The organism is Bradyrhizobium australiense, from assembly GCF_013114825.1.
GTDB lineage: Bacteria > Pseudomonadota > Alphaproteobacteria > Rhizobiales > Xanthobacteraceae > Bradyrhizobium > Bradyrhizobium australiense.
Genome location: NZ_JAAVLX010000005.1, coordinates 23,508 through 46,666, shown reverse-complemented (window position 1 = coordinate 46,666; position 23,159 = coordinate 23,508). Strand labels below are relative to the sequence as shown.

The following is a 23,159-nucleotide window of genomic DNA, read 5'->3' as shown; positions in this document are numbered from 1 at the left end:
ATGCGCAGAAACCAGGTCGCCGTCGTCGGCGCTGCAGAGACCACCGAACTCGGCGTCATCCCGAACATGTCGCAGATCCAGTTGCATGCGGACGCGGCGCTGAACGCCGTCGCCGATGCCGGGCTAAAGCTGTCCGACATCGACGGCATCGCCACTGCAGTCGAAACGCCGCAGCAGATCGCCCACTATCTCGGCATCACGCCGACCTGGGTCGACGGCACTTCCGTCGGCGGCTGCTCGTTCATGCTGCATGTTCGGCACGCGGCGGCCGCGATCGAGGCCGGTCTCTGCAAGACCGTGCTGATCACCCACGCCGAGAGCGGAAAATCGATGATCGGCAAGTTGCCGCGCTCGATCCCGGCCGACAGCCTGCAGGGCCAATTCGAGGCGCCGTTCGGCGTCTACGGCCCGCCCAGCATGTTCCCGATTCCGGTGCTGCGCTACATGAAAACCTACGGCATCACCCATGAGCAGATCGCCATGGTCGCCGTCGTGCAGCGTGAGTGGGCCGCTAAGAATCCGCGCGCCATGATGAAGGACCCGATCACGGTAGCCGACGTCCTCAACTCGCGGATGATCGCCTACCCGTTCCGCCTGCTGCAATGTTGCCTTGTCACTGACGGCGGCGGCGCGCTGATCCTCACCTCGGCCGACCGCGCGAGGGATTTCCCGAAGAAGTCGGTCTACATTCTCGGCACTGGCGAGAGCGTGGAAACGCCGATGGTCAGCCAGATGGAGACGTTCAACTCCTCCCGCGCCTTCAAGATCGCAGGCCCCACGGCCTTCAGGGAAGCCGGCATCACTCACAAGGACGTCGATCATCTGATGATCTACGACGCCTTTGCGCATCTGCCGCTCTACGGCCTCGGCGATCTCGGCTTTATGCCGCATGAAGAGACCGGCAAGTTCATCGCCGACGGCCACACCCGCCCCGGCGGCAAGCTGCCGCTCAACACCAATGGCGGCGGACTGAGCTACATGCATTCCGGGATGTACGGCATGTACGCGCTGCAGGAAAGTGTGCGACAAATGCGCGGCATCGCGCCGGCGCAGGTCAAGGACGCGAAGATTTCGGTCTGCCATGGCGTCGGCGGCATGTTCGCGGCATCAGGCACGATCATCTTTACGAACGAGAAGTAACAGCCCGTCATTCCGGGGCTCGCGCAGCACCAGACCCGGAATCTCGAGATTCCGGGTCTGGTGCTGCGCACCATCCCGGAATGACGGACAGAACAGGAGAGATACCAATGACAAAATCACTGCAAGACAAAGTCATCATTGTCACGGGCGCAGGCCGCGGCATAGGCCGCGAGATCGCGCTGCTCTGCGCCGCAGAAGGCGCAAAAGTCGTTGTCAACGATCCCGGCGTCGCCGCTGACGGCGCCGGTTCGAACGCGGCGCCCGCCGAGGAAGTGGTCGAGGAAATCAAGAAGCGCGGCGGCACTGCGGTCGCCAACTTCGAGTCGGTGGCGGAAGCGATCCCCGCGAGCAAGATCGTCAAGGCGGCGACCGATCATTTCGGTCGGCTTGACGGCGTCGTCAACAATGCTGGCATTCTGCGCGACATGATCTTCCACAAGATGAGCGTGGAAGCGTTCGAGGCCGTCATCAAGGTGCACCTGATGGGCTCGTTTTATGTCAGCCACGCCGCGGCACGGCTGTACCGCGAGCAGGAGAGCGGCTCCTTCGTGCACTTCACCTCGACTTCGGGCCTGATCGGCAATTTCGGCCAAGCCAACTACGCCGCCGCCAAGCTCGGCATTGTCGGCCTGTCGAAGTCGATCGCGCTCGACATGGGGCGCTTCAACGTGCGCTCGAACTGCGTCTCGCCCTTCGCCTGGACCCGCATGATCGGCACCATCCCGACCGAGACCGAGGCCGAGAAAGCGCGCGTGGCGAAAATCCAGCAAATGGGACCGGAGAAGATCGCGCCGCTCTGCGCCTATCTGCTCAGCGACGCCGCCAAGGACGTGACCGGGCAGATCTTCGGCGTGCGCATGAACGAGATCTTCCTGATGGGCCAGTCGCGCCCGATTCGCTCAGTGCACCGCGGCGAAGGCTGGACGCCGCAAACCATCGCCGAGCACGGCATGCCTGCGCTTGCGGGATCGTTCTACAAGCTCGATCGCTCGGCGGACATTTTTACGTGGGATCCGATCTGAGGATCTCGTAGCGCGGGTGGGAGCGCAGCTAAACCCGGGGGCGCTCTCGCGCGGAGAGAAACTGCCCCGGATTGCGCTTCGCTCCATCGGGCTACAGCCGCACCGCTTTTTCACCACAGTCCGCCCGCTTTATGCCGGAATGCGGGCCGATGTTTTCTTTCCAACGAAAATATGGGAGGAAAATCATGACAGCCTCGCTGACCTTTCCCGATCCACAGCAGCAGGACGGCGGCTTCAACCGCCGCAAGCTCCTGACTGGCGCAGCCGCGCTTGCCGGCTCAGCCATGACGATGAAAGCCGCCTCCGCGGCCACCGTAGCGCCACTCGGCCAAACCGGCGCTCCAACCACGGCAACCGAGCCGTTGCCCTTGGGCCCGCTCCCGGGAAGCCGCTATCCGGATTCCCATCTGGAGTCCGCCAAACCCAAAGTTTCGTTCGGGCCTGCGGGTTTTCCAGCCTTCGCGGGCACGATGGCGGTGGAGCGCGTCGCGACCGGGTTCCGCTGGGCTGAAGGCCCGGTTTATTTCGCAGCCGGGCGCTACGTGCTGTTCTCCGACATTCCCAACAACCGCATCATGCGCTTTTCCGAGGACGATGGTCATCTCAGCGTCTATCGGCAGCCATCGATGAACTCGAACGGCAATACGATCGATCGGGAAGGACGCCTGATCACATGCGAACATTCCGGCCGGCGCGTCACGCGGACCGAGCTCGACGGCTCGATCACCATCATCGCCGACAAGTACAACGGCAAGCGACTGAACTCGCCGAACGACGCGGTTGTCACGGCGGACGGCGCGATCTGGTTCACCGATCCCGTCTATGGCATCGGCGGCTATTATGAGGGCATCAAGGCCGCGCCCGAGCAGGATAAGCGCAACGTTTATCGCGTTGATCCGAAATCCGGTGAGGTCAAGGTCGTCGTCGATGATTTCGTCGAGCCGAACGGACTTGCGCTCTCGCCCGACGAGAAGAAGCTCTACGTCTGCGACACCGGATTCACCGACGGACCGGACAATCCCTCGCATATCCGCGTGTTCGACCTCGATGTGGCGGGTGGAAAGGCTTCGAACAGCAAGGTCTTTGCGGATATGCCGAAGCCCAGCATTACCGATGGCGTCCGCTGCGATACCGACGGGCGGGTCTGGTGCTCCGTGGGCTGGGGCGATCCGAACGAGGATGGCGTGCGTTGCTACACGGCGGAGGGCGATCTGCTCGGCAAGATCCACATTCCGGAGACCGTGGCTAATCTATGCTTTGGCGGTCAGCAGCGGAACAGACTTTATATCTGCGGCTCGACGTCGCTCTACGCGGTCTATACGAGTGTGCAGGGCGCGATGAAGCCGTGAGAGGCTCCCCCATCCGTCATTGCGAGGAGCGAAGCGACGAAGCAATCCATCCATCCGCGTGTGCTGAGAGATGGATTGCTTCGCTGCGCTCGCAATGACGGCGGGCGAGCTGCACCCCTCACCCACTATTCCTCAACCCCGCCGAAATGCCGTTGATGGTGAGCTGAATCCCGCGCAGCACCTGCTCGTCCGGGCTGTGGGAACGATGCTCCTTCAACAGCTCGACCTGCACGTGGTTGAGCGGATCGAGGTAGGGGAAGCGATTGCGGATCGAGCGCTCCAGCAGCGGGTTGCCCTGCAACAGGCGCTCGTGGCCCATGATGTCGAGCAGGGTCTCGATCGAGGAATGCCACTCGCGCCGGATGCGACCAAAAATGCTCTCACGCAGCGTCACGTCAGGCACCAGCTCGGCGTAGCGCGAGGCGATCGCGATCGAGCTCTTGGCCAGCACCATGTCCATATTCGACAATAGCGTGCGGAAGAACGGCCATTCGCGGTAGAGTTCCTGCAGGAACGGCATGCCCTGCTCCCGGTGCTCTGCGATCCAGGTCTCGACCGCAGAGCCAAAACCGTACCATCCCGGCAGCATCAGCCGGCATTGCGCCCAACTGAACACCCAGGGAATGGCGCGCAGGTCCTCGATCTCTCTGGTCTTCTTGCGCGACGCCGGGCGGCTGCCGATGTTGAGCGTCGAGATTTCGGTGATGACCGTCGAGCCCCAGAAGTAATCGGCAAAGCCTTCGGTCTCGTAGACCAGCCCGCGATAGGCCTTGAATGCCAGGGCCGACAATTGCTCCATCGCGGTCAGATACTCTTTCCGCGGCGCGCTCTGCCGGGGATGCAGCAGGCTAGCCTCCAGCGTCGCGGCAGCAAGAATCTCCAGATTGTTGCGGCCGACTTCCGGATTGGAATATTTGCTGGAGATGATTTCGCCCTGCTCGGTGATGCGGATCTGGCCGTTTACCGCACCTCCCGGCTGCGCGATGATCGCGTCATAGCTCGGGCCGCCGCCGCGGCCGACCGACCCGCCGCGGCCGTGAAACAGCCGCAACCGCACGCCATGTCGCTCGAACACGTCGACCAGTTCGATTTCGGCCTTGTAGAGCTCCCAGCCCGAGGTAACGAAGCCGCCGTCCTTGTTGCTGTCGGAATAGCCCAGCATCACTTCCTGAATGCCGCCGCGGCTGTCGACCAGCCGGCGGTAGTCGTGCAGCGCCAGCATCCGGTCCATGATGCCGGATGAGGCCTGCAGATCCTCGATCGTCTCGAACAGCGGCACAATATTGATGGCGCTGCGGCCGGACGGGTTGACGAGGCCGACCTCCTTCAACAGCACCGCCACTTCCAGCATGTCCGACATCCCCTTGCACATGGAGATGATGCATTGCTGGATCACGTCGGGACCGAAGCGGGCATGGGCCTCGGCGGCGGCGCGGAATACCGCGAGTTCGCTAACCGTTTCTTCGCTGTACTTGACGAACGCCGAGCTCAGCGGCCTTGCACTGCGCAGCTCGCGCAGCAACAGATGGACGCGGGCCTCCTCGTTCAGTGCCAGATAGGACATGCCGGGAATCGCGGCATCGAACAGTTCCGCAACCGTGCGCTCATGCACCGCGGAGTTCTGCCTGATGTCGAGCCGGGCGAGATGAAAGCCGAAGCAATCCACGGCACGGCGTAGCAAGCGCAATCGTCCGCGCGCGATCACGCCTGAATTGTTCGCGATCAGCGATCGATCCAGCACGTCGAGATCGGCCTTGAACTCCTTCACGTTTGCATAAGGCGCGGCCTCGCCGACCGGACGACGTGTCGTCTCGACCTCGAGCTTTGCAGCGGTGGCGGTCAGCCTTGCATAGATGCCGGATACCGCAAGGCGATAGGGTTCGCCGCTCCTGTGCGGCGAAGTATCCGGCGAGCGCTCGGCCAGCGCGCGCAATTCGTCGGAAACGTCGGCAAGGTGCGCCGCCAGCGACAGTTCCGAGCCGAGGACGTGCAACTCCTCCAGATAGAAGCTCATCACCCGGCTCGATTGCAGGCGCAGCGTGCCTCGCATGACCTCAGCCGTGACGAACGGATTGCCGTCGCGGTCGCCGCCGATCCAGCTTCCCATATTCAGGAAGGAGGCCAGTTCGCCGGGCGCGCCGCCCTCCTCCTGGTTCAGCCGGTCTTCCAGCGCGCAATGCAGCCGCGGCACCTCGTGCAGGAATGTGTAGTCGTAGAATGACAGGCCGTTGGCGACTTCGTCGAGTACGGTCAGTTTGGTCCGGCGCAGCAGGTTGGTCTGCCACAGCGTCAGCACGGCGCGGCGCAACTGCTCATCGCAGGCCTCGGCTTCCTCGGCCGTGAGCTGGACACGTTCGCGCCGCTCGAGCAACCCGGCGATTTCCATCTCGCGGTCGATCGTGCTCTTGCGGCGAACTTCGGTGGGGTGCGCGGTCAGCACCGGACTTATCTGGGCGCCCTTGAAGAAGCGGCGCAGTTCGGCCGCGCTGATCCCGGCGGTCTTTGCGTGAGCCAGCGTCTGGGTCAGCGCGCTCGGCCGCGGCCCGCCGGAACCGCGGCCACGCATCTGGCGGATATTGCTCTGGTCCTCGGCGATGTTGGCGAGATGCGAAAAATAGCTGAAGGCGCGAACGATGCGTACCGTGTCGGCAGTCGACATGCTGTCGAGGATGGTTTCGAGCTCCCGCCGCGCCAGCTTGTCCTCGTCGCGGTGGAACCGGATCGAGGTCTGACGTATGCGTTCGACCAGGTCGAATACGTCGGCGCCCTCCTGGTCACGAACGGTATCACCGAGAATCCGCCCGAGCAGGCGAATGTCGGTCCGCAGCCGCGCATCCTCCTCCAACGCCAGCGCTTCATCGCTGCGGTTGGTCCGGACTTCGATCTCGGAAGGCATGGTCTGGGACGACATTGGCTGGCCACCTCAAACTGCCCGGCTCCTCCGAGTGTGCAATTTTTTTGCCGCAGTGCAAGATAAAGATGGAGGTGATGCAGCGTCCTCATCCTGAGGAGCGGCCTCTTGGCCGCGTCTCGAAGGATGAGTTTGGGCCTCCCGGTTCGAGACGCGCTTTCGCGCTCCTCACCATGAGGGATTAGCTACGTGCCCCGCGCCAGCTAAATCCTCCGCCCTGCTCGTTCCCAATAGGGATCGCGGAGGCGACGCTTGAAGATCTTGCCGGAATCTTCCCGCGGCAGGTTGGCCTGGATTTCGATGTGTTTTGGCACCTTGTAGTCGGCCAGCGAGACCTTGAGCTGGCTGCGGATGGAAGCCGGATCGAGCGTCACCGCCGGCTGCGGTTCGACAACAGCCATCAGCGCCTCACCAAACTCCGTGTCGGGAATGCCGAACACCGCGCAATCATGCACCCCAGGAATTGCGTGCAACGCGGCCTCGATTTCGGCCGGATAGATGTTGACGCCGCCCGAGATCACCATGTCGCGCTTGCGGTCGCAGATGAAGACATAGCCGTCGGCGTCGATGTAGCCGACGTCGCCCGAGGTGATGAACCCGTCGCGATCGATCTCGATGCGCTTTTCCGGCTTGTTGTGATAGGTAAAGTCCGGGTTGCCGGCGATGCGCGAATAGATTTCGCCGATCTCGCCCTGCGGCAGTTCCCTGCCATCGTCGCCGATGAACCGTAGTTCCGCGCCCGGCGCGATCTTGCCGACGGTGCCGGGCTTCTTCAGCGCATCCTCGGATGTCGCAAAGGTAACCGCACCTGACTCGGTCGAGCCGTAGAATTCGTAGATGACTGGGCCCCACCACTCGATCATGGCGCGCTTGACCTCGGCGGGACATGGCGCGGCGGCGTGTATAACGTGGCGCAGGGACGACATATCGTACTTCTTGCGCACCTCCTCCGGCAACTTCATCAGTCGAATGAACATGGTCGGCACCATGAAGATGGTGTCGATCTTCTCGATTTCGACCACGCGCAAAAATTCTTCCGCGTCGAAGCGCGGCATAATCACTAGTGCACCGCCGAGACGACCGGCGCGCAAGCCGAACGAGTTCGGTGCGGAATGATACAGCGGACCCGGAAGCAGCGCGCGGGCACCCGGCTTGAGGCCGTAAATCAGCGCGCGCATGCGTTCGGCGTTGGCGCTCTGCTCCGGCGTCGGCGCAAAGCGGCGCACGCCCTTGGGATGGCCTGTCGTGCCCGAGGTGTAGATCATGTTCTGCGGCTGCGGCACCGCCGGCCCGTCATAGCGCGGGTGCTTTTTGAGCCAGGAATCAAAATCGATCGCGAAGTCGGGGGTCGCCAGATGATCCGGATTGGTCTTGTAGCGGGCAAGAATCTCGGGCGGCGTCGGCACGCTGAGCGCGGTGACTCCTGACGGAATCGCCTCGCGCAACTGATGCAGCATGTCGGCATGCGCGATCAGCACCGAGGTGCCCGAATCCTTCAGCACGTAATTGATTTCTTCCGGCTTGAAGTGCCAGTTGACCGGCACGCCATAGGCGCCGAGCCGCATTGCCGCATAGGCCGCCTCGATGAAGGCGATGTCGTTGCGCATCAGCATGGCGACGCTGTCGCCCTGTCTCACGCCGAGCTTTTGCAGCCCGCTGGCGATGCGCTCAGTCCATTCGGCGACCTCGCCGTGGTCGCGTCGGCGCTCGCCGCTGATGATGCCGAGGAAAAGTTGGGAGGCTGACATTATCTCTTTCCGATCTGGTGCCGGGTTTGAGTGAGCAGTCATTCCGGGGCGCGCGAAGCGCGAACTATGGTGCGCAATTGCGCACCTGAGAATCTCGAGTTCCGGGTCTGGTGCTAACGCACCGTCCCGGAGTGACGGCGCCGAGCTGCTAGGCGTCCGCAAACCGCGGCGCGCGCTTTTCCATATTGGCACGCACGGCTTCGGTCTGGTTGGGGCTGCCGAGCAGCTTCTGCTGCTCGACGGATTCGGCCAGCAGCGCCGGAGCCGGATCAACGGAAAGTTTGTTGAGCATACGCTTGGCGGCGCGGATCGCATCGGGGCTCTTGCCGGTGATTTCGCGCGCGACATCGAAAGCCGCGGCGCGCGGGTCATCACAGATCCGCGTCGCAAGGCCGTAGCTCATGGCTTCCTGCGCCGAGAAGATGCGGCCGGTATAGGTGAGTTCGCGCAGGACATCATCGCGCACAAGGCTTGCGAGAATGGGCGTCCCGGCCATGTCGGGCACCAGGCCCCATTTGATCTCCATAATCGACATCCGCGCATCCGGCGTAAGGAATCGCATGTCGGCGCCGAGCGCGAGCTGGAAGCCACCGCCGAACGCCACGCCCTGGATCGCGGCGATCACAGGCACCGGAAGCTGACGCCAGCCCCACACCGCCTGCTGCGGAAAATTCGCAATGCCGTGCGTGCGTGCAGCGAGGTCGCGCTTCTCGCCGCCAGCGATCCCGTTACCGCCGCTTTCCTTCATGGCCTGAAAGCGTCCCATATCGAGGCCAGCGCAGAACGCCCGTCCCTCACCGGACAATACTACCACCCGGACGCCTTTTTCATGGGCAAGCCGTTCGGTTGCAGCCACCAGCGCCTCAAACATCGCTGCATCGAGCGCGTTCATCTTGTCGGCCCGTACCAGCCGGACGTCGGCGATGCCGTCCGAAATCGAGATCGAGACGCGTTGCTCCATGAAAATCTCCTCGCTGGTGCCTCAGTTGCTGCTTTACAGAACGGCGTTGTCCGGTTTTAGTCAATCGACCAATTAACAGACAATCCCCTTGGGTGGAAACGATGTTCAACGATCAGCTTCTCGTCGGGCGACGCATTCTCGTGACCGGAGGCGGCACCGGCCTCGGCAAATCCATGGCCGCGCGGTTTCTCCAGCTCGGCGCCGAGGTCCACATCTGCGGCCGCCGCAAGATCGTCTGCGACGAGACCGCAACCGAATTGATGGATCTGCATGGCGGGCGCGTGGTCAGCCACGGCGTCGACATCCGCAATGCGATGGCCGTCGACGAAATGATCGAACAGATCTGGACCTCGGGGCCTCTTACCGATCTCATCAATAATGCCGCCGGCAATTTCATCTCGCGTTCGGAAGAACTCTCGCCGCGCGGTTTCGACGCGGTCGCCAACATCGTGATGCACGGCACCTTCTATGTAACGCACGCGGTGGGGCGGCGCTGGATCGCTGCCAAGCAACGCGGCAATGTGGTGTCGATCACGGTGACCTGGGTGCGCAACGGTTCGCCCTATGTGGTGCCGTCCGCGATGAGCAAATCGGCGATCCATGCCATGACGATGTCGCTCGCGGTCGAATGGGGCAAATACGGCATCCGCCTCAACACCATTGCGCCCGGCGAAATCCCGACCGAAGGCATGAGCAAGCGCATCAAGCCCGGCGACGAAGCCGGCGCGCGTACACGGGCGCAGAATCCGATGGGCCGGGTCGGCACCATGGAGGAATTGCAGAACCTTGCGGTATTCCTGATCTCCGGCGGCTGTGACTGGATCAACGGCGAAACTATCGCCATGGACGGCGCGCAGGCGCTGGCGATGGGCGGCAATTTCTACCAGTTGCGCGACTGGAGCGACGACGACTGGAACAAGGCGCGCGAATCGATCAAGACTCAGAACGAGAAGGACCGCGCGGCAAGGGGATGATTGTCGTCCCTGCGAACGCAGGGATCCATAACCACCAGCGCCAGTTGATACGAAGGCAGCTAGCCGCATCGTCTTACCGATAAGCCGCAGCGTATGGGTCCCTGCTTTCGCAGGGACAACCGAGCCGTATTGTCTTTGTCGCGCGATGACGCCAAACTCAGCGCAACGATAAGACACTACGGGAGTGACATGTCCGCGCCAGAGCAACTGACGAACCTTGCCGACATGGTGCGGGAGCGCGCCAGAACGCGCGGCAACGCGATCGCCTATGAATTCGAGGGACGCCAGACCAGCTTTGCCGAATTCGACGTCAAAACCAACCACGTTGCCAACGCGCTGATCGCACTCGGCGTCAAGCCGGGCGAGCGGATCGCCTATCTCGGTAAGAACAGCGACATCTATTTCGAGCTGCTGCTGGGTGCGATGAAGGCCAAAGTGGTGATGGCGCCGGTCAACTGGCGCCTCGCCGGCCCCGAGGTCGCTTTCATCGTCAGCGACTGCAAGGCACCAGTGCTGTTCGTAGGACCGGAATTCATCACGCAGGTTCGTAACATCAAGGCGCAACTGCCTGATGTGCGCCACGTGATCACCACCGAAGGCGGCGCGCCGGAATGGCAGGATTTTATCACCTGCCGCGACGCCGTCAGCGGCGATGATCCGAAGGTGCCGATCAGTCCGAAGGACATTGCGATCCAGCTTTATACGTCGGGCACCACGGGCAAGCCCAAGGGCGCGATGCTCTCGCACGCCAACTTCCTCAATCTGGTGCAGGCCGGCAACGAGGCCGAGAAGCCCGAATGGAACAAGTGGTCGAGCGACGACGTCTCGCTGGTGGCGATGCCGATCTTCCATATCGGCGGCTCCGGCTGGGGCGTCATGGGCCTCTACCACGGCGCCAAGGGCGTGATCGCCCGCGAATTCGATCCGACCAAAGTGCTGGATTTCTTCGAGCAATCCGGAATTACCAAACTGTTCATGGTGCCGGCCGCAATGCAGTTCGTGGTGCGGCAGCGGCGCGCGCGGCAGGTGGATTTTTCGCGCCTGAAATACATGCTCTACGGTGCCTCGCCGATTCCGGCAGCGCTTCTGAAGGAGTGCATCGAGGTGTTCAAGTGCGGCTTCGTGCAACTCTACGGCATGACCGAGACCACGGGCACCATCGTAGCCCTTCCGCCGGAGGATCATATCGAGGGACTGGAGCGCATGCGCTCCGCCGGCAAGGCGCTGCCCGGGGTTGAGCTTGCGATCCTCGATCCTGACGGCAACCGGCTGCCGCCGCGCCAGGTCGGCGAGATCGCAACCCGCTCCGGCTCCAACATGGTCGGCTACTGGAACCTGCCGAATGCAACCGCCAAAACGCTCGGCAGCGACGGCTGGCTGCGCACCGGCGACGCCGGCTACATGGACGAGGACGGCTATCTCTATATCCATGACCGCATCAAGGACATGATCATCTCCGGCGGCGAGAACATCTATCCGGCCGAAGTCGAGAGCGCGATCTGCGATCATCCTGATGTGGCCGAAGCCGCCGTGATCGGCATTCCCGATGACAAATGGGGCGAAGCGGTCAAGGCGATCGTGGTGATGAAGCCGGGCAAGCCGGCGACCGCCACCGACATCATCAATTTTGCGCGCGAACGCATCGCGGGCTTCAAGACGCCGAAGTCGGTCGACTTCATGGAAGCGCTGCCGCGCAATCCGTCGGGGAAAATCTTGCGGCGGAATTTGCGTGATCCGTATTGGGCGGGGAAAGATCGCCAGGTGAATTGATCCGTCGTCTCTCAACGTTGTCGTCCCTGCGAACGCAGGGACCCATACTCCGTGTCGTCAGTGATGTTGGAAGTGTGAGTTACCTTCGCTTGATCGGTGTGCCCTGAACTGCGCCCTGTGGTTATGGGTCCCCGCGTTCGCGGGGACGACGTGGAGAGGGATTGACGGCTTCGCCTCTATGCTTCCCAGCCCCCATATAGCCGAACAGGAATCCCGCCACCTTGCGTTTCTGGATTTCCTCGCTGCCCTCGGTGATGCGGTAGCGGCGGTGGTGGCGGTAGATGTGTTCGAACGGCTTGTGACGCGAATAGCCCATGCCGCCATGGACCTGCATGGCGCGGTCGGCGGCTTCGCAGCACAGACGGTTTGCCCAGTAGTTGCACATCGAGACGCGATCGGAGAGCGTGTGCTCGACCTGGGCTTGGGTGAGCTGGTCCATCTCCCACGCCGTCTTGCGGATCAATAGCCTGAGCATTTCCGCCTGCGTGGCTAGTTCCACCAACGGCCACTGGATCGCCTGGTTCTCCGCCAGCGCCTTGCCGAACGGTTTTCGCTCGCGCGCGTATTTGACGCTTTCGTTGATACAGTAAACGGCAGCGCCGAGCGAGCTTGCCGCCTGGCGGATGCGATTCTCGTGCACAAAACACTGCGCCAGCGATAGGCCGCGGCCGATTTCGCCGAACAGCGCATCCTCAGGCACGAACACATTGGTGAAGCTGACGCGCGGGTGGTCCGTCGGCATGTTGAAGGTCCACATGTATTCCTCGACCTTCACGCCCTCGCTCTTGGCCGGCACCAGGAAGCAGGTGATGCCGCGCGCGTCGCCGTCATTGCCGGATGTCCGGGCGAACAGCGCGCAATGGGTCGCGACATGCATGCCGGTCGTCCACATCTTCTGGCCGTTGATGATCCAGCCCTTAACGTCGTCACGGGTCGCCTGCACGGCCCTGGTTTCCATATGCGTCGCGTCGGAACCGTGATCAGGCTCGGTCAGGCCGAAGGTGATGCGGTATTTTCCGGTGATCGAGCCTTCGATCATCGCCTTCTGCTCGTCGGTGCCGTAGCGGTCGAGCATGGTCACGAGCGGCAGATTGCCAACGATCGAATGCTCGTTCTGCAGATCATTGTGCAGGCCAAGGCCCTTTGAGGCGAAATGCTCGCGGATGACGGCCATCCAGAGGTTGGAACCGTCCTTGCCGCCATAGCGCTTCGGGATCGCGAACCGCAAATGCCCGGCGGCGTCCGCGAGGTTCTTGGCCTTGCGCAGCAGCGCTTCCCATTCATGCCGGGGCAGGCCGCCGTTTTCGAAATCGGTACGCGCCCATTCGCGGCGATGATCGAAGAAGCGGATGTTGTCGTCGGCTTCCTCCAGCGGCTTGATCTCGCGCGCGATGAAGCGATCGAGTTCGTCGAGATAAGCAACGAGGTCGGCAGGCAGGTTGAAATCCAAGGCGTTCTCTCCCGGAAATGTCGTTTATTGCTTTTGCGTTTAGGCGCTACGCGGCGCTCCTGCTCGGATCGATTTAGGTTGGAAGACCACGCCCAAGTCAAGCAACGGAATGGACCTTGGCACGCGCGGGGGCGTTGCGTAATTGGATGGTTTCGGACACCGGGCTGGCGCTATGATCGCAGCGAATATTCTTCGCCGCAGAAAATAGAAACGGGAGCAAGCATGGACCTGAAATTCTCCAAGGTGACGCGCAAGGGGCCGATTACGATTATCACGCTGTCGCGGCCGGAAGTGTACAATGCGTTGCATATCGATGCGCATTTCGAACTCGACAAGGTGTTCGACGATTTTTCCGCCGATCCCGAGCAATGGGTGGCGATCGTCACCGGTGCCGGCGACAAGGCGTTCTGCGCCGGCAACGATCTGAAGTGGCAGGCGGCCGGCGGAAAACGCGGCTGGGACAAGGGCGGCTTCGCCGGCCTCACCTCGCGCTTCGACTGCGACAAGCCGATCATCGCCGCCGTCAACGGCGTCGCCATGGGCGGCGGTTTTGAGATCGCGCTGGCCTGCGACCTCATCATCGCCTCGGAGAATGCGACCTTCGCCCTGCCCGAGCCGCGCGTCGGCCTTGCTGCGCTTGCCGGCGGCGTGCACCGGCTGCCGCGCCAGATCGGCCTGAAACGCGCGATGGGCATGATCCTCACCGCGCGCCACGTCTCGGCCAAGGAGGGTCTTGAGCTCGGCTTCGTCAACGAGGTGGTTCCAACAGGTGAGGCGCTTGCCGCCGCCGAGCGCTGGGCCGAAACCATCTGCAAGAACTCGCCGATGTCGATCCGCGCTTCCAAGCAGGCAATCCAGCGCGGACTTGAAGTGTCGCTGGAACGGGCGATCGTCGAACAGCGCGAGTACCCCGCGGTGAAGGCGATGGCGGCCTCGCAGGATTACATCGAAGGCCCGAAAGCCTTTGCGGAGAAGCGCCCGCCGAAATGGCTGGGGCGGTGACGACGTAATCGTCATTCCGGCGCGGCGCGAAGCGACGAACTATGGTGCGCGATTGCGCACCTGAGAATCTCGAGATTCCGGGTCTGGTGCTGACGCACCATCCCGGAATGACGAGCGGAGGAAGCGTGCGCTCCACCGTCACTTATTCCCCAGCTCCCTCTTGTACGACGCGTAATTCGGCTGATCGACGGCAAGTTTGTCCATCGTGGTCTGCCAGAGATGGTCGGCCAAGCCCGGCGTCTGCAGATCGATTTCGCCTTTGGCGATCTTCTCGCACAGCGCGCGGTTGAGGTCGATCAACGCGGCGTCCACGCCGAGCAACTGCTTCAGCCGCGCCGCCTCTGCGGCATCGCTCCCCTGCTCCAGCGCCAGTTGCCGAGTCACCAGGTCGAGCGCGTTGATGCCGACGCGGAGCTTGAAGGCATTGTGGCCCTTGATCTCGGGCGCGATCTCGTTGCGGAGGAAATCTGCGACTGCCTTGATCAGTTCGTTGGGGGTAGGTTCGTCCTGCATCTCACCCTCGTTTCGGAGCAAGCAGTCTCAGCAAATCGATTTCCGTCTCCGAGGAACGCCGGCCGATCATGGCACGCTCCATCGAATGGTCGGGGCCCTGCCGGAAGCGCTGCATCATGCCGCAGCACATGATGCCCCAGCGCAGCGTGCCCATCACTTCCCAGAACATCACACGCGCGGGATCGACCTTGCGGCCCGCTTCTTCGTATCCGGCGAACAGTTCCTCGCGCGACCCAAAACCGCCGACCGGCTTGTCGATCTCGCCGAAGCGCCAGGAGTTGACGCAGATCCAGCCCAGGTCTTCCATCGGGTCGCCGAGATGCGCGAGCTCCCAGTCCAGCACCGCACGCACGCCGTCGGGGCCGATGATGAGATTGCCATGGCGGAAATCGCCGTGCACCAACGTTATCTCTTTCGACGGTCCGGGATCGCGCCCGCGCAACCAGCGCAAGGCGAGTTCGAACACGGGACGCGGCCAGTTGAAGCTGCGGTATTCCCGCTCGAGGTCGGCGATTTCCTTGGTCGCGCTGATCTCGCGCAATTTCGGCAGTTTAGCGGCCGGCAAGCCGTGAATGCCGGCGATCACCTTGCCCAACTGCCGCGCCAGGATCGGACGTGCCTTGGCGAACTGCTCGTCGCGCAAAATCTTGCGCGCGATGGTCTCGCCCTCGATACGCTGCATGATGAAGCCGCGGCCGAGTTCGTCCTCCGGCTTCAGCACGTGCATCACGCGCGGCGACGGCAAGCCGGCATCATACGCGAGCTGCATCAGCGTCGCCTCGGCCTCAAGGCCGGCAGCTCGGCCCGGCGACGCGCCATAGCCCGGCGGCGCGCGGCGCAGGATGGCGCCGGCGTTTCCGCCAGGGTGAACGATGTCGAACGTCCAGGTCTCCTGGCTGGCGCCGCCGGAAAGTTTTGCGGCGCCGGTGACGCCGGTCGCTCCCGGATACCAGGCAGCAACACAGCGTCCGAGTTGCTCCTCGATCATTTGCCCCTGAACCTGGCGGGGCGTTTTTCGAGGAATGCGGTGACGCCTTCCTTGAAATCTTCCGCCGCGCCGGCGATGCGTTGAGATTCGAATTCGAGGTTAAGCTGCTCCTCGAAGGAATTTTCCGGGCTATCCCAATAGAGTTTTCGGATCAGCGACAGCGCGATTGTCGGCCCATTGGCCAGTTCATGCGCGAGCTTCATCGCCTCTTCCATCAACACCGCATCGTCATGGACGCGGTTGACAAGACCCCATTCCAGCGCCTTCTCCGCCGGCATCCGCTCGCCCATCAGCGATAGTTCGACCGAGCGCGCCTTGCCGATCATGCGCGGCAACAGCCAGGTCGAGCCGCAATCCGGCACCAGGCCGATGCGGCGGAAGGCTTGTAAGAAATAGGACGAGCGCGCGCAGAGGATCATGTCGCCCATCAGCGCAAAGCTCATCCCGGCGCCAGCGGCGGGGCCGTTGACGGCGGTGACGAGCGGGCAATGCAGCCGGCGAATGCGCCGCAGGAACGGATGAAAACCGGTTTCCAGCGATTGCCCGGCATTGCTCTTGCCGGGCTTCTGGCTGTTGCGGCCCTGCAGATTGGCGCCGGTGCAGAACGCGCGCCCGGCGCCGGTCAGCACGACGCAGCGCACTTCTTCCCGCTTGTCATCGATCGCATCGAGCGCCTCGCCAAGCCCGCCCAGCATGTCCATCGAGACCGCGTTCATGACCTCCTGGTGGTCGAGCTTGAGAACGGCGACCGCGCCATCGAAATCGAGCGTGACGTGCTTGAACTGCATTGCTTCCTCTTAATTTGTGTTTACGCGCTATTTCGCTGCGCGGAAGATTGGACGACGTCTCGTCCATATTTGATTTTCCTGACGGCGTTGTCCATGCTTGCAGCAGAACATCTGCCCGCCACAGGGCGCAACTCTGTTGCCAAACAAAATGGAAACACCCAATGAGCATCTTTGACCTCACCGGCCGCACGGCGGTCATTACCGGCGGCAATGGCGGCATCGGCCTTGGCATTGCGCAAGCCTTGAACGCGCAAGGCTGCAACGTCTCGATCTGGGGCCGCAATGCGGAGAAGAACAAGAGCGCGGCGGCAACCATGTCCGCCGGGCCCGGCAGGGTGCACACTCAGGTCTGCGACGTATCCGATCCCGCCTCCGTCAAGGCCGCGATGCAGGCAACGCTCGACACGTTCGGCCGCGTCCACGGCTGTTTTGCCAATGCCGGCATCGGCGGTGGCGGACGCCGCGCCTTCATCGACCGCACGGAGGAGGAATGGCGAAAAATGTTCGCGACCAATCTTGATGGCGTCTTCCATGTGTTTCAGGCGGCCGCCCGCCATATGACCGAACGTGCGGAAGCCGGCGACAAATTTGGCCGGCTGGTCGCAACCTCCAGTCTCGCCTCGCTGTTCGGCACCGCCCGCAACGAGCACTACGCCGGCACCAAGGCGGCGCTGAACGCGCTGTGCCGCGCGCTCGCCGTCGAGCTGGCGCGCTACGGCGTCACCGCGAACGCGATCCTGCCCGGCTGGATCAAGAGCGACATGACCGCCGGTATCATGGAAAACGACAAATTCGTCGCCAACGTAATGCCGCGCATTCCGGTGCGCCGCTTCGGCGAGCCGAGCGATTTCGGCGGCATCGCGGTATACATCATGAGCAAGGCATCGTCGTATCATACGGCGGACTGTTTTGTAATCGATGGCGGGTACACGGCGTTTTGAAGTTGGGTTGCTGTAGGCGATCTTCCCGCAACGTGTCGTCCCTGCGAACGCAGGGATCCACAACCATCGATGCCAATCGTAGGCAACGCTGTAGCTACAACTTCGCAGAATACGAACATTTGTGGCTATGGGTCCCTGCGTTCGCAGTAACGGCAGCGAATGTGCGTCAGCATTCTCGCGGCGCTGATCGCCCGAGGTTTTGCATCTAATTTTGCCCTCCTGAAACACAGAGGGCGCAGGGAAGACCGGGTGCACGCCGCACCCGCGGTCTCGTGTGCAAAGTGCGCAAAAGAGAACGCACACGAGCATACAGGTACAGCGGGAGCATCCCGGCCTTCCCTGCGCAATGGCTTTACGGCTTACTTCGAGCTCTCCCCGGTGAACGGCTCTTTTGCCACCGTCGCTGCGCAAAATGAAATCTGCGCAACTTAATGCCAGCACCGCGACATCAGGACCACACGACTTCGCCGTACGCTTCCTGCGCGTACGTCTTGCGCATTCAGCGTCCATCGCATCTCACCGCACGTTCGTGACGATCGCGACCCGCCCCTCAATTGGGTGAGACGGGCGGAGTTATGCCGATGATTTGCTCTCGAAGTTAAGCGGAATATTTTTGCTGGAAGGACTGGACAGACTTTTGGTGATTTGCCCGTCGGGCAGTCACATACGACATCACAGATGGCAGACCTCATCCCTGAGGAAGCGCGAAAGCTCCGTAGGGTAGGTAAAGCGAGAGCGTGCCCACCATCGAGAAGCGCACTCGCTGATAAATGGTGGGCACGGCGCGAGCGCGCCTTTGTCCACCTACGGATCTACTCGATTTCGCGTTATCCCCACGGGCCGCGCGAGGCCGAGGGGCGGCCCCACGGGCTGCGGCGCGGATAATTGGTACGGGCGCTGGTGGAGAATGTGCCGCCATGCGCGCCCATCTCCGCCGCGAGCTGCTGCAGCGCCGCGATGCGGTTTTCGGTCGAGGGGTGGGTCGTGAACAGATTGTCCATGCCGTGACCCGACAGCGGGTTGATGATGAACATGTGCGCCGTCGCCGGATTGCGCTCCGCTTCCGGATTCGGAACCACATGCGCGGCGTTGGCGATTTTGCCCAGAGCGGATGCGAGCCACATCGGCTGGCCGCAGATGCGCGCGCCGAGATCGTCGGCGGCGTATTCGCGCGTACGGCTGATCGCCATCTGCACCAGCATGGCGCCGAGCGGCGCCAGGATCATCATGGCGATCGAGCCGATGATGCCGGGGCCGCTGTTGTTGTCGCGGTGACCGCCGAAGAACATGCCGAACTGCGCCAGCATCGAGATCGCACCGGCAATCGTCGCGGTGATGGTCATCAAGAGCGTGTCGTGATTCCGGATATGGGCGAGCTCGTGCGCGATCACGCCGGCGAGTTCTTCGCGGCTGAGCTGCTGCATCAGGCCCGTGGTGACGGCGACCGCCGCGTTCTGCGGATTGCGGCCGGTGGCGAACGCGTTGGGCTGCGCCTCGTCCATCACGAAAACACGCGGCATCGGCAGGCCGGCACGGCCGGCCAGCTCGGCCACGAGATTGTAGAGGTCCGGTGCCGTGCGCGCATCGACCTCATGGGCGCCGTACATCGACAGCACCATGCGGTCGGAATTCCAGTAGGCGAACAGGTTGGTCGCAGCCGCGATCACGAGCGCGATCAGGGCACCGCTGGCGCCGCCGATCAGATAGCCGACGCCCATGAACAGGCCGGTCAGACCGGCCAAAAGAATGGCAGTCTTCAGATAGCTCATTGTCCTCTCCGTGCTGCCCGCCGTCAAAACGGCCGTGGCAGGCATCCCAGAGGTAGGAACTCATCCGGCAGTGCTTCAAGATGCCAGGGTGCGTCGAGGCGCCGCGTTTGGCTCCAGGAACCGACGCTTCAGACGGATTAACGATCCGTAATCCGGCAGCTTTGCGGGTCACTCTGCGCCCAGCTTTCCGGGGAAGAGTTTAGCCCGCCGCTATTGTGTTAAAGATGAATCAAAGTTGCATTTCCGGCGGCCGCATGAAGCCGCCGAACTCCCGTTCCAGCATCCCCGCAAACGCCAGCGGCGTGCGATCCTCAAACAACGGCCCGATGATCTGCACGCCGATCGGAAGCCCGGCTTTGGAGCGCCCGATCGGCATCACGGTGGCCGGCAAACCCGGCGGTGTCGCAACCGACCCCCAGATGATCAACGAGAGATAAGGGTGGCTCTCTCCATCGATATCGATCGTGCGCTCCTCCTGATCCGGCTTCTGGTCGTGGGGAAATGCGACGACTGAAAACGGCGGGCACAGCACGACGTCGAATTCGCGGAACAGGCTGGCCCATTGCAGGCGCAACCGGGCGCGCGCGATTTCAGCGGCCATCCATTGATGATGACTGAGAAACGGCGCACGCGTTCGCCAGGCCTTCAGACTGTCGTCATCCGGCTTAAGCGCCGCAACGGCATCCTGCATTTGCTTGAAGAATTCCGGCGGACGGCCGAAGGCGCCAAAGTTGCGCACGATGCGGGTATGCAGGCGTGCCGACTCGGCGAGATCAGGCAACAGCGAACTCGACCGCGCAACTTTCGCGCCTGTTGAGATGAGTTTGTTCGCGAGTTGATCGAGCGCCGTCCTGATTTCACCGGCCACCGGCAGCAAAGGATGGCTGTCGATCACCAGGACGCGAAAGTCCTTCAGCGCATTATGACGCGCCGGTGGAAGGTTCAGACGGTAGGCACCGGCTTCGAATTCATCAGGTCCGGCGATCACGTCCAGGGCCGTAGAGAGATCGGCCGCGGTTCGCGCCATTGGTCCGGCGACGCCAAGGCCGCTGGTCAGGTCGGTTGCCAGCGCCGGCGAGCGCGGCGGCGCATGGCCGCGTTGCGGCACGAGATTTGAAGTCGGCTTGTGGCCAAACACGCCGCAGAGATGCGCCGGCGCACGGATCGAAGAGCTGAGATCAGAACCGAGCTCGAGCGGCACATATCCGGCGGCGAGCGCCGCCGCCGAGCCCCCTGATGATCCGCCGACGGTGCGCTTGATATCCCAGGGATTGTTGGTCGTGCCGTAGATCGGGTTAAAGCTCTGCCAGTCGGCGAGGGCAATCGCCAGGTTGGTCTTGCCCAGGATCACGGCTCCCGCCGCCTTGAGGCGTGCGACAGGCACGGCATCTTCCGGAGCCCGCCAGTCGCGGCCCGCCGTCAGCCCCCAGGTGGTCGGCAAGCCGCCGACATTGAAGGATTCCTTCACGGTCATGGGAATGCCGAGCAGCGGCCGGCGCTCGCCGCGCGCCAGCGCGGCATCCGCCGCTGTCGCCGCCGCGCGGGCGCGTTCGAAGTCGCGCACGACCACGGCATTGATGTGCAAGTCCAGCGCCTCGATGCGGCCGACGGCATGCTCGAACAGCTCGACCGCCGAAACCTTGCGCGCATCGAGCAGCCCTCGCAGCTCGCTTACGCTGCGATAATCCAGGCTTTGCGCCGAGGCGGCCACGGCCGCCTTTTCGGCGAAAGCGCGGTTGGGCGACGTGCCCGCCATAGTCGCCAGGGTGCTGGTGGCTGCGCCAAGAAAATAACGTCGGTTCATGGTCATGACGGCTCTCCTCTCGCCTGACGGCCTGAACGCCATTCCCGTTGCCGCCGATCTGGCCTAGGATCGGGGCCGAGCATGGCGTCGGCATTGCCGCCGTTCTGTTTCGGTGGGGAGAGCTTGGTCGCATTGACGCCGCGACACCCGAAAGAGTGCCGAATGAACGCCGAAATTGACGCGAAATCGACGCCTGCGGCGAACGGCGACACGGCGGCCAGGATTCCGCGCGGTGTGCTGCACTTCGCGGGTTTTGAGGTCGACCTCGGTCGCGGCGAGCTGCGCGTTCGTGGCGCGGCGGCTTCCCTTCGCCCCAAGACATTTGCGCTGCTGGCCTACCTGGCCAGCCAACCCGGCCGGTTGCTGACCAAGGATCAACTGATCGAAGCGGTGTGGCCGGATGTGACCGTAACCGACGACTCCTTGGTGCAATGCATTAGCGAGCTGCGCGCCGCATTCGGAGACGACGGCCCGGGCCTGATCAAGACCGTTCCGCGCCGAGGTTATCTGCTCGATGCGATGCCGGTCGATGCACCCAATGCCGATGACCCGGCCGAACTGAACGCCAACGCGGCCGCGCCGCACGCGGTGCCGGCGCAGTCCGCCGCGCGCAAGCGATCATGGCTCATCGCATCGGTAGCAGCGATTTGCGCGATCGCGCTCGCCATTGCGCTGTGGTTTGGATTTGCGCACCGGGGAGAAAGCGGCGCGCTCGTCAGCAAGAACATGATCACGATTTTGCCGCTGGTCGGCGTCGGCGGCCCGAATGCCGTCGATCTCGCCGAAGCGGTCACCGACGATCTGACAATTGAAGTATCGCGCCTGCCCGATACGGTCGTGATCGCGCATCCGGTGGGAAACGCGTCGGCCAGCGCCGACGGCGATGCGGCGAGCGTTGGCCGCCGGCTGGACGCCGCCTACGCCGTGAGCGGCAGCCTGGAGCGGCAAGGCGAATCCGTCTCGATCACGGTGAAACTGCAGGCGACCGCCAGCGGCGCGCTGTTGTGGTCGGAGCGGTTCGATTACGCCGAGCAGGCCGGTTGGAATTGGCGGCGCGACATCACGGCGCGCATCGCCAACGCCTTGAAAGTGCGCGTCGACGAATCCGGGATCTCCCTCGAAAAGCCCTACGCCGGCCGCACCTTTGCGGCCATCGATCCGACGCTGCAGGGCTGGCGTCTGTTGAAGCGGATACATACGCACGAAGAGCCGCGTGCCCGCGCCCTGTTCGAGCAAGCGCTGGAGATCGATCCCGATTCCGCGCCCGCTCTGGCGGGACTGGCGCTGAGCCACATCACCGAAGTGCTGACGCGCTGGAGCAAGAATCCCCACAACCAGACCGCACTAGCGTCGCAAGCGATCGAACGTTCCTTGGCGCTGCAACCCAACGACCCCCGCGCCATCTACGTGCGGAGCCTCGTATTGTCGGCGCAGGGCCGGATCGACGAGGCCGAACAAGCCATCCAGCGCGCGCTCTCGTTATACCCGAACCAGCCGCGGGCGCTGCAGCGGCTGGGCATGCTGAAGCTGCAACAGGGACATCCCGAGGAAGTCGCTGCGCCGGTCATGCTATCGCTCCGCCTCGACCCGCTGAATGCCGAGCAGGTGAGCCTTGGTTATTTCACGCTCGGCATGGCCGAATTCCATCTGCACCATGACGATGCCGCCTACGAGCATATGCGGCAAGCAACCATCAGCAGTCCACAAAACGGCTTTGCCTGGCAATGGCTCGCCGCGATCGACGGTCTATATGGTCGCACCGAGCGGGCCAGGACGCATCTGATCGAGTATCAAAAGCGAAGTCCCGGTCATACCATCAGCAGCCTGAAAGCCTCCGAGCGCTCGCGCGATCCGGCGTTCTGGCGGGAGCGCAATCGGTTCTACGAAGGTTTGAAAAACGCCGGACTACCCCCGTAGTTGTTGCATCGGGAATAACTCGCCCCTCGCCTGCTTGTGCACCATATGAGCCGCCGTCTACATTGCCCGGCAACGAGCGGCGCGTGGGGCTGTTCCGCGGCACAACGCGGGC

General features: G+C 63.0%; 17 protein-coding genes. 8 read left to right on the top strand and 9 right to left on the bottom strand.

Annotated features, from left to right (window positions below):
* From HCN58_RS16430 to HCN58_RS16420, 3 genes are all read left to right on the top strand, one after another.
* Nucleotides 1-1,140 (top strand): thiolase C-terminal domain-containing protein, encoded by a 1,140-nt coding sequence (locus HCN58_RS16430; RefSeq protein ID WP_171580443.1) that lies wholly within the window; start codon nt 1-3, stop codon nt 1,138-1,140.
* A gap of 107 nt (nt 1,141-1,247) precedes the next feature.
* Nucleotides 1,248-2,162, top strand: a complete 915-nt coding sequence (locus tag HCN58_RS16425; protein WP_171580442.1) for an SDR family oxidoreductase — start codon at nt 1,248-1,250, stop codon at nt 2,160-2,162.
* 185 nt (nt 2,163-2,347) lie between these two features.
* Nucleotides 2,348-3,511, top strand: coding sequence for an SMP-30/gluconolactonase/LRE family protein (locus HCN58_RS16420; RefSeq protein WP_235983672.1), 1,164 nt, complete (start codon nt 2,348-2,350; stop codon nt 3,509-3,511).
* A 118-nt stretch (nt 3,512-3,629) separates the two neighbouring features.
* On the opposite strand, the gene ppc is transcribed toward HCN58_RS16420, so the two are convergent.
* The 3 genes from ppc to HCN58_RS16405 all read right to left on the bottom strand — a co-directional run bounded on the left by ppc (nt 3,630) and on the right by HCN58_RS16405 (nt 9,131).
* Nucleotides 3,630-6,422 (bottom strand): phosphoenolpyruvate carboxylase, encoded by a 2,793-nt coding sequence (gene ppc / locus HCN58_RS16415; protein WP_171580441.1) that lies wholly within the window; start codon nt 6,420-6,422, stop codon nt 3,630-3,632.
* A 203-nt stretch (nt 6,423-6,625) separates the two neighbouring features.
* Nucleotides 6,626-8,170 (bottom strand): acyl-CoA synthetase, encoded by a 1,545-nt coding sequence (locus tag HCN58_RS16410; RefSeq protein WP_171580440.1) that lies wholly within the window; start codon nt 8,168-8,170, stop codon nt 6,626-6,628.
* Nucleotides 8,171-8,318: 148 nt separating this feature from the next.
* Nucleotides 8,319-9,131: a crotonase/enoyl-CoA hydratase family protein gene (locus HCN58_RS16405; protein WP_171580439.1), complete on the bottom strand. Its 813-nt coding sequence runs from the start codon at nt 9,129-9,131 to the stop codon at nt 8,319-8,321.
* Nucleotides 9,132-9,232: 101 nt separating this feature from the next.
* On the opposite strand from HCN58_RS16405, the gene HCN58_RS16400 reads away from it, so the two are divergent.
* Together HCN58_RS16400 and HCN58_RS16395 are read left to right on the top strand one after the other, a co-directional pair.
* Nucleotides 9,233-10,105 carry an SDR family oxidoreductase gene (locus HCN58_RS16400; protein ID WP_171580438.1) on the top strand — a complete coding sequence of 291 codons (873 nt, stop codon included), beginning with the start codon at nt 9,233-9,235 and terminating at the stop codon, nt 10,103-10,105.
* A gap of 189 nt (nt 10,106-10,294) precedes the next feature.
* On the top strand, nt 10,295-11,875 hold the full coding sequence (locus tag HCN58_RS16395; protein ID WP_171580437.1) for a fatty acid--CoA ligase: 1,581 nt from the start codon (nt 10,295-10,297) through the stop codon (nt 11,873-11,875).
* A gap of 121 nt (nt 11,876-11,996) precedes the next feature.
* On the opposite strand, the gene HCN58_RS16390 is transcribed toward HCN58_RS16395, so the two are convergent.
* The gene (locus tag HCN58_RS16390) at nt 11,997-13,325 is read right to left on the bottom strand and encodes an acyl-CoA dehydrogenase family protein (protein WP_171580436.1); all 1,329 of its coding nucleotides are present in this window, start codon (nt 13,323-13,325) and stop codon (nt 11,997-11,999) included.
* 222 nt (nt 13,326-13,547) lie between these two features.
* Between HCN58_RS16390 and HCN58_RS16385 the strand changes: the two genes are divergently transcribed.
* Nucleotides 13,548-14,327, top strand: coding sequence for an enoyl-CoA hydratase-related protein (locus tag HCN58_RS16385; RefSeq protein WP_171580435.1), 780 nt, complete (start codon nt 13,548-13,550; stop codon nt 14,325-14,327).
* 138 nt (nt 14,328-14,465) lie between these two features.
* Here HCN58_RS16385 and HCN58_RS16380 read toward each other — a convergent pair whose 3' ends face one another.
* The 3 genes from HCN58_RS16380 to HCN58_RS16370 are packed head-to-tail and all read right to left on the bottom strand — an operon-like array spanning nt 14,466 to nt 16,616.
* Complete coding sequence (locus tag HCN58_RS16380; RefSeq protein ID WP_171580434.1) at nt 14,466-14,840, bottom strand: DUF6285 domain-containing protein; 375 nt, start codon at nt 14,838-14,840, stop codon at nt 14,466-14,468.
* Between the two features lies 1 nt (nt 14,841).
* Entirely contained in the window at nt 14,842-15,828 is a 987-nt protein-coding gene (locus HCN58_RS16375; RefSeq protein WP_171580433.1) for a phosphotransferase family protein, read from the bottom strand.
* Nucleotides 15,825-16,616 (bottom strand): enoyl-CoA hydratase/isomerase, encoded by a 792-nt coding sequence (locus tag HCN58_RS16370; protein WP_171580432.1) that lies wholly within the window; start codon nt 16,614-16,616, stop codon nt 15,825-15,827. The genes HCN58_RS16375 and HCN58_RS16370 overlap by 4 nt, the downstream gene beginning before the upstream one ends.
* Nucleotides 16,617-16,777: 161 nt before the next feature.
* Here HCN58_RS16370 and HCN58_RS16365 point away from each other — a divergent pair, with 161 nt between their 5' ends.
* Nucleotides 16,778-17,557, top strand: a complete 780-nt coding sequence (locus HCN58_RS16365; protein ID WP_171580431.1) for an SDR family NAD(P)-dependent oxidoreductase — start codon at nt 16,778-16,780, stop codon at nt 17,555-17,557.
* An 827-nt stretch (nt 17,558-18,384) separates the two neighbouring features.
* On the opposite strand, the gene htpX is transcribed toward HCN58_RS16365, so the two are convergent.
* Complete coding sequence (htpX, locus tag HCN58_RS16360; RefSeq protein WP_171580430.1) at nt 18,385-19,326, bottom strand: zinc metalloprotease HtpX; 942 nt, start codon at nt 19,324-19,326, stop codon at nt 18,385-18,387.
* A gap of 229 nt (nt 19,327-19,555) precedes the next feature.
* Nucleotides 19,556-21,136 (bottom strand): amidase, encoded by a 1,581-nt coding sequence (locus HCN58_RS16355; protein ID WP_235983670.1) that lies wholly within the window; start codon nt 21,134-21,136, stop codon nt 19,556-19,558.
* A 156-nt stretch (nt 21,137-21,292) separates the two neighbouring features.
* On the opposite strand from HCN58_RS16355, the gene HCN58_RS16350 reads away from it, so the two are divergent.
* Nucleotides 21,293-23,047, top strand: a complete 1,755-nt coding sequence (locus HCN58_RS16350; RefSeq protein ID WP_171580429.1) for a winged helix-turn-helix domain-containing tetratricopeptide repeat protein — start codon at nt 21,293-21,295, stop codon at nt 23,045-23,047.
* Nucleotides 23,048-23,159 lie beyond the last annotated feature (112 nt).

What these genes read in the sequence shown, in the direction of transcription:
- HCN58_RS16350 (WP_171580429.1), top strand. Translation starts at nt 21,293, where the DNA reads ATGAACGCCGAAATTGACGCGAAATCGACGCCTGCGGCGAACGGCGAC.
- HCN58_RS16375 (WP_171580433.1), bottom strand. Translation starts at nt 15,828, where the DNA reads ATGATCGAGGAGCAACTCGGACGCTGTGTTGCTGCCTGGTATCCGGGA.
- HCN58_RS16430 (WP_171580443.1), top strand. Translation starts at nt 1, where the DNA reads ATGCGCAGAAACCAGGTCGCCGTCGTCGGCGCTGCAGAGACCACCGAA.
- HCN58_RS16395 (WP_171580437.1), top strand. Translation starts at nt 10,295, where the DNA reads ATGTCCGCGCCAGAGCAACTGACGAACCTTGCCGACATGGTGCGGGAG.
- HCN58_RS16410 (WP_171580440.1), bottom strand. Translation starts at nt 8,170, where the DNA reads ATGTCAGCCTCCCAACTTTTCCTCGGCATCATCAGCGGCGAGCGCCGA.
- HCN58_RS16425 (WP_171580442.1), top strand. Translation starts at nt 1,248, where the DNA reads ATGACAAAATCACTGCAAGACAAAGTCATCATTGTCACGGGCGCAGGC.
- HCN58_RS16400 (WP_171580438.1), top strand. Translation starts at nt 9,233, where the DNA reads ATGTTCAACGATCAGCTTCTCGTCGGGCGACGCATTCTCGTGACCGGA.
- HCN58_RS16365 (WP_171580431.1), top strand. Translation starts at nt 16,778, where the DNA reads ATGAGCATCTTTGACCTCACCGGCCGCACGGCGGTCATTACCGGCGGC.
- HCN58_RS16405 (WP_171580439.1), bottom strand. Translation starts at nt 9,131, where the DNA reads ATGGAGCAACGCGTCTCGATCTCGATTTCGGACGGCATCGCCGACGTC.
- htpX (WP_171580430.1), bottom strand. Translation starts at nt 19,326, where the DNA reads ATGAGCTATCTGAAGACTGCCATTCTTTTGGCCGGTCTGACCGGCCTG.
- ppc (WP_171580441.1), bottom strand. Translation starts at nt 6,422, where the DNA reads ATGTCGTCCCAGACCATGCCTTCCGAGATCGAAGTCCGGACCAACCGC.
- HCN58_RS16380 (WP_171580434.1), bottom strand. Translation starts at nt 14,840, where the DNA reads ATGCAGGACGAACCTACCCCCAACGAACTGATCAAGGCAGTCGCAGAT.
- HCN58_RS16355 (WP_235983670.1), bottom strand. Translation starts at nt 21,136, where the DNA reads ATGACCATGAACCGACGTTATTTTCTTGGCGCAGCCACCAGCACCCTG.
- HCN58_RS16370 (WP_171580432.1), bottom strand. Translation starts at nt 16,616, where the DNA reads ATGCAGTTCAAGCACGTCACGCTCGATTTCGATGGCGCGGTCGCCGTT.
- HCN58_RS16385 (WP_171580435.1), top strand. Translation starts at nt 13,548, where the DNA reads ATGGACCTGAAATTCTCCAAGGTGACGCGCAAGGGGCCGATTACGATT.
- HCN58_RS16420 (WP_235983672.1), top strand. Translation starts at nt 2,348, where the DNA reads ATGACAGCCTCGCTGACCTTTCCCGATCCACAGCAGCAGGACGGCGGC.